The 5550-nt window shown below is 40.9% G+C and carries 8 protein-coding genes; 1 reads left to right on the forward strand and 7 read right to left on the reverse strand.

Annotated features, from left to right (window positions below):
* Positions 1 to 851 precede the first annotated feature (851 nt).
* The 4 genes from JL57_RS27750 to JL57_RS27765 all read right to left on the reverse strand — a co-directional run bounded on the left by JL57_RS27750 (position 852) and on the right by JL57_RS27765 (position 4047).
* Positions 852 to 2015: a class I SAM-dependent RNA methyltransferase gene (locus tag JL57_RS27750; protein ID WP_034145140.1), complete on the reverse strand. Its 1164-nt coding sequence runs from the start codon at positions 2013 to 2015 to the stop codon at positions 852 to 854.
* 148 nt (positions 2016 to 2163) lie between these two features.
* Positions 2164 to 2886, reverse strand: coding sequence for a DUF2786 domain-containing protein (locus JL57_RS27755; protein ID WP_034145141.1), 723 nt, complete (start codon positions 2884 to 2886; stop codon positions 2164 to 2166).
* Between the two features lie 20 nt (positions 2887 to 2906).
* The gene (locus JL57_RS27760) at positions 2907 to 3206 is read right to left on the reverse strand and encodes a hypothetical protein (RefSeq protein WP_034145142.1); all 300 of its coding nucleotides are present in this window, start codon (positions 3204 to 3206) and stop codon (positions 2907 to 2909) included.
* A gap of 79 nt (positions 3207 to 3285) precedes the next feature.
* Positions 3286 to 4047 (reverse strand): alpha/beta fold hydrolase, encoded by a 762-nt coding sequence (locus tag JL57_RS27765; protein ID WP_034145143.1) that lies wholly within the window; start codon positions 4045 to 4047, stop codon positions 3286 to 3288.
* A gap of 211 nt (positions 4048 to 4258) precedes the next feature.
* Here JL57_RS27765 and JL57_RS35765 point away from each other — a divergent pair, with 211 nt between their 5' ends.
* On the forward strand, positions 4259 to 4381 hold the full coding sequence (locus tag JL57_RS35765; protein ID WP_291300671.1) for a hypothetical protein: 123 nt from the start codon (positions 4259 to 4261) through the stop codon (positions 4379 to 4381).
* A 76-nt stretch (positions 4382 to 4457) separates the two neighbouring features.
* On the opposite strand, the gene JL57_RS35770 is transcribed toward JL57_RS35765, so the two are convergent.
* The 3 genes from JL57_RS35770 to JL57_RS27775 form a co-directional block, all read right to left on the reverse strand.
* Positions 4458 to 4589, reverse strand: coding sequence for a hypothetical protein (locus tag JL57_RS35770; protein WP_291300672.1), 132 nt, complete (start codon positions 4587 to 4589; stop codon positions 4458 to 4460).
* A gap of 114 nt (positions 4590 to 4703) precedes the next feature.
* Entirely contained in the window at positions 4704 to 5078 is a 375-nt protein-coding gene (locus JL57_RS27770) for a transposase (protein WP_366557123.1), read from the reverse strand.
* Positions 5079 to 5321: 243 nt separating this feature from the next.
* Positions 5322 to 5550, reverse strand: a 229-nt coding sequence (locus tag JL57_RS27775) for a transposase (protein ID WP_034145144.1), incomplete at its 5' end; no start/stop codon positions are given.

The following is a 5550-nucleotide window of genomic DNA, read 5'->3' on the forward strand; positions in this document are numbered from 1 at the left end:
TCATGTCCAACCTTAGGGTTGGGCTTTTTCTTTGCTTACGTGCGTAGCATTTGACAATTACCACTTGTTATTATTTTAACTATTTTAGTCTAAGTGAGTTTTTGATGCTTGTAAAATTATCATTTCTCATAATACCATCGCATAAATTGATGACAATATTTGTATTAGCAATTAAGAATTCGTTGAATTATCTGATATACCCTTTAAATACTTTATGAAAATCAAAAAGAGCATCTCCGAAGGAAATCCTTACAGAAATGCTCCTTAATATTATAACTCAGATCTTTAGAAAATCACACCAAGGGCAATAAGAATAAGAATTGCGATTGCAATAATCCCTACGCCAACACAACTTCCTAAACCGCAACCTGCTCCGTATCCGTACATGAAATTTCCTCCTTCCAAAGTTGACATGGATTTTAGATTCTTATTTTAAAACACAATACCCATTGCGATGAGCAGAAGAATAATAACCACTACAACAGCGATGCCGGACAGCAAGTTTGGTCCACAAGCTCCGTCAACTACTCCACCAAAAGCCATTTGATATTCCTCCATTCTAATAATTTATGGTTTTCTTAATGTAGTTTATGTAGGACGGAGGATAACGTTACATATTTTGGTATTTTATAATATATTTGGATTTAGCATCTGGTCGTCGCTGCTGTAGAACAACAAATTCCTTTGTTGCCTTCCCCATAAAGCCCTCCTTTGGTGAGAAGATATCTTCGTTAAAGGGGCAGTGCTCTTAATCGGAGGAACGATTGGTTCGAATAAAGAAAGTTTAGAAATTAAAGAAACTTATATTATATAGAAGAGAAGTCTAATGCAGAACACATTAGACTTCTTCTTTAGCCATTAATATTGGGTTTTTGATAGAGCTCTCTGGGTGGACGCGGACCGAAAAACTGGAAATAATGACATTCGAGACGTCCCGTATATAGTTTTCTACTTTTGTCCCAACGGCGTCCTATTAAGCGTTCAGGAAATTGGTGAGTGGTTAGCATATGAAGCGACCAGTTCTCCATACGATTAAACGTTTCTCCAAGTTCCCGATAGAGTCCTTCAACATCAGTTACATCTCCAAGCCGCTCTCCATAAGGTGGATTGGCAATCATATGTCCATATTTGAACCTAGACCGCACTTCTGCCACAGGTAAGCGTTGGAAATGAAGCACTTCGTCTACCCCAGCCTCAACAGCGTGCTTGCGAGCCAACACTAAAGCATTGGGGTCGATATCTGAACCAATAATATGTAGTGGTACATTCCGGTCCCACAGATCCAGCGCTTCCTGCCAAGCTTCTTGCCAAAGTTTTTTCGGGATATTTGGCCATTTCTCTGCAGCAAAGCTTCGCTTGAGTCCTGGAGCCCGGTTCTGGGCGATCAAAGCTGCTTCGATAGGAATGGTTCCCGTTCCGCAAAAGGGGTCAATTAAGGCACGATCCTTATTCCAGTAACTCAGTTGGATCATGGCCGCTGCTAAAGTTTCTTTTAAGGGTGCTTCTCCAGCAAGTTGTCGATATCCGCGCTTGTGTAAACCAAGCCCTGACGTGTCAATAGTAAGAGTGACCTTGTTATTCAGAAGGGCGACTTCAATCTGGTAACGGGGGCCTGTTTCTTCAAACCAATTTCGGCCATACCTTTCCTTGAGGCGCTCCACGATCGCCTTCTTCACGATCGCTTGGCAATCAGAGACACTAAAGAGCTGGGACTTTATGGATTTTCCTTGGACCGGGAAATTGGCATCCTCCGGAAGCCAATCCTCCCACGGAAGAGATTTTGTTTGCTGAAAAAGTTCCTCAAAAGTTCGAGCTTCGAAAGAACCCATTTTAAGCAGAACACGATCAGAACTGCGCAACCATAGGTTTGTGCGACAGATAGCTAACTCGTCCGTGACGAAGGAGACCTTGCCATTTTCGACAACTAACTCCTGATAGCCGAGGACTTTAAGTTCTCGAGCTACGATGGATTCTAAACCAAATGCCGCAGTTGCAATCAGCTCAATTTTTGCCATTTGGATTCAACCTTTCTTAATTCCAGAAGTAATCCGTTCAAGACTTACCTCTTTGTTATTGATTATTAAATATCTACTATCATAATTGCTGATCCTCCAAATGGCAAGTTTATGGAAGTTTTAGTAAAAATCATCTAGCTTTATCTGATTATCTTAGCCTTCCATGAGCGGCAGAACTAAAACCCTTGCCATCACTATAGCCTTTAGAGTAGGCTACTTGACCAGCTGAAGTATTGACTCTGGTATATTGTGGTGATTGACCGCGCTTTAAGTCCATGTCTTTATAAGTTTGAGTTACTAACTCATCTTTCATTAAAACCAGTCCCCATCCTTCCTTGCTCACTTGCTCGTTATATTGAGCTTCTAAGCCCGAAATCCAGCCCTCAACATAATTATTTCGAACCCCTCTTTGCTGAGAGATCCCTAGGCGATGTCCATGAAGTAATAAATAATCTTTACGATAAGCCTTCATGAACTGGTCTGCCCCGAATCGTATGTAGTCCGTAGCGAAAGAAAATGCCATGATCGCTATTTCGGTATCCTCCTTCAGTCCCATGAATGCCAGCCTTGTATAGCCTTTGCATTTATTGAGATAAGAATAACACCTAAAATTTTGGGCAATGACCCTGCCCAAGCTCTTTTTCCACCAGGATAACTTTTCAAATTCCGTAGCATAATCATCAAGAACTTCTTTCGGTGGGGTACTTTTTGCTGAGTCTCTTACTTCAACTTCATTGATCCCGTTTTCCGCCATTAAACGTTGGGCCATTAAAAGCGCACTTTGTGCCTCATTACTTGCTGGGTCACCACCGTTCTGCGCCAAATTAAGCAATGCCCTTACTTTATGCAATATTTTCTTGTCGACTGCCAATTAGCACACCCCGTTTTCTTTCAGATGCAGTCTTCTACTTTGACAGTTAATTCAACAGTCATGACTTCTAGCGTTTCTCGAACCTTAGATTCTTCATTATGAATAATCTCTAAAGGTTCATTGTCCATTAGTTCCCAGTCCCCAGCCTCATTTTTGCATAGTTTACGTCGCTTCTTTTGTACGTTCCATGTATCTTCGAGAATAGTCTCTACCGCTTGTTCTCGAAATTTTTCCTTCATTAATTCTACCACATGAAATAACATACCCTCATCGTAATCCTCAAGTGGTACATTCATATAGGCACCCATTGTTTTCAGCATGGTTGATATAGCCACCTCGAATTCTCTCGGACGTTTAGAACTTGACCCTTAACCATTAAATCACTCGGAGCACCAAGTCTTAGCGGAGACCGCCTAAGAAACTTCGCATCGCTTGATTGACTAAATCTGGCTGTTCCAGCATAGCCATGTGCCCCGCATCCTGAACAATTGTGAGGGTTGATTGCCTTAATTCGTCGGCCAGGTAGTTCGAATATTTGACTGGCGTCATTTGATCATCTTCTCCACAAATGACTAAAGCAGGGTGATTGATTTCCTTGATACGATCCATGATGTTAAAGGCATTACAGGCCTTAAAATCGGCTAAGAATACCCCCGTGGGAATTGTTTTCATCTCTTCAGCAGCTTCTTTCAAGACCAGCTCAGAAGCTTTCTCAGAATAGGTATTTTTGATATTTTCTAGTGGGTGTTCACCTCTACTCAAAACTTCAAATGTATAGGGGTTCACTCGCAATCTAGCTCCACTGTCAACAATGATTAGCCCTTTTATAGCTTTGGGATAGGTCAAAGCGAGCTCCATTGCGATCGCTCCTCCCATGGAATGCCCGACAATAACAAATTGTCCAAGCCCTAAGGCCTGTGCAAAACTCCAAATAAACTCGGAGTAACCTTGTATTACATCATCGGCAGAGCCCTCTGAGCGGCCATGCCCAGGAAGGTCAAGGGCAATTAAGTTATAACCATCGATTCCTGCTAATTGATAGGCCCAATTTTTACCCGTTCCCCCAGCTCCGTGCACAAATATTACTGATGTCCGATCAGCCGATATCTCACCATTTTGGCGATAATAAGTGTCCTTACCCTGAATGTCTATAAACGGCACTATTGAACGCTCCTCTCGATACCCACGAATCCTTTCAGGCACGAATCTACGATACTATTCTGACTTATTCTTAATCCTATTAAACTGAAGATCATTGAATAAGTCAATTACTTTTCTTGGACTATGCCTTGTATTACATCAATCTCGGCATTTAAGGATAACCTAAATCAGCTCAACAAAAGGTTTTTTAAAGGAAAGGAGATTAAAAATAATGAGCAATAAGAGAACTGACAAATCGAGAACGCATGCTGCAAATGTTGATGATCAACGACCAAATTCTGATAATGATCAGAAAAAGGTTCCTACCAGTGCCACCAATAAGCCTCTACGTTAATAATTAATCGCTTATAAGAGGTTGTAACAATCTAGATAAACTAGTTTTGTTACAACCCCTAATTACATTGAACAATTTAAGTATTAGACTCTTTCTCAGTGACATTCTGATCCTTTTTTTGATGTTGTTTGGATTCAGCGCTTCTTGAATCATACTTTGCACTTGTGAGCCCTTTAATGTGCTTTTGAATCTCTCCTGACTTTTTCATGCTTACCTCCATGTATCTTTACTTTATTAGTATCCCATGTTTAGTATGTTTCAGTAGGGACTATATCATGTAGGTGAACCACTCTCCATTGAAATGGAAAGCATCTTTAGGATTCTAGGCAACGAACCGAGATCCGTTAAACCTATACATCCATGGACGGCCCAAATCCACTACTGGTCGATCTTGTGATCGCTCACAAAATGTTACCAGGTACTTTTTAGCAATATTTATTGCCCCATTAATATCGGCATTCATCACAGTCCCGCAATCTTTACACACATAAAGCCCACGGTGTTTACGATTTGCCTTCCGTGCATTTACCTTAGACGGCATTTCCTTGCACACTGAGCACGTCTGAGAGGAATACTCTTCCGTCACGCTCACGACTGCAATCCCAACGAGAGCCGCTTTATATCGAATCAACTCCGCCACTTTCCGAAACGGCCACTTATGAAACCTTTGGTCCCACATTCCGCTGGTGTGACCCATTGCTGAATAGTTTTTTATTGTTATAGATGTAATAATAAGGAACGTGCAATAGAATATCTTTAGCTAGATTTTGCTCATTGAGCGTTATCATTTGATTATTTTATTGTACGTATATCTCTCTCGTAAGTGAATTATTGGTTGATTTATCCGGTTTGTATAGGTTTTTATGGGAGTTTTATAATTAACTGGACAAACAGAGTTCTGTAATTTATGATGTTAGGCTCTTTCTCAAATAAGATGACATCATCCGGCAAGGTCACTCATTTTTAGGACATTATAGGCATTTATCAGTTCAATACCAGCTCGTCCTCCACCTCTACGATGCTTCATTTTAATTCTGCTATTCATGCCTTCCGATGGCCCATTGCTAATGTCTTTATATATCAAGCTATTTTTTACAGCTTCATAATCATCAAGCAGCCCATTTGCATATTGTGCGAGCGGAGCAATTTCACAGCCTTTGTATTTAGTA

It is taken from the genome of Desulfosporosinus sp. BICA1-9, assembly GCF_000802135.1.

What these genes read in the sequence shown, in the direction of transcription:
- JL57_RS27750 (WP_034145140.1), bottom strand. Translation starts at nt 2,015, where the DNA reads ATGGCAAAAATTGAGCTGATTGCAACTGCGGCATTTGGTTTAGAATCC.
- JL57_RS27760 (WP_034145142.1), bottom strand. Translation starts at nt 3,206, where the DNA reads ATGCTGAAAACAATGGGTGCCTATATGAATGTACCACTTGAGGATTAC.
- JL57_RS35765 (WP_291300671.1), top strand. Translation starts at nt 4,259, where the DNA reads ATGAGCAATAAGAGAACTGACAAATCGAGAACGCATGCTGCAAATGTT.
- JL57_RS35770 (WP_291300672.1), bottom strand. Translation starts at nt 4,589, where the DNA reads ATGAAAAAGTCAGGAGAGATTCAAAAGCACATTAAAGGGCTCACAAGT.
- JL57_RS27770 (WP_366557123.1), bottom strand. Translation starts at nt 5,078, where the DNA reads ATGGGTCACACCAGCGGAATGTGGGACCAAAGGTTTCATAAGTGGCCG.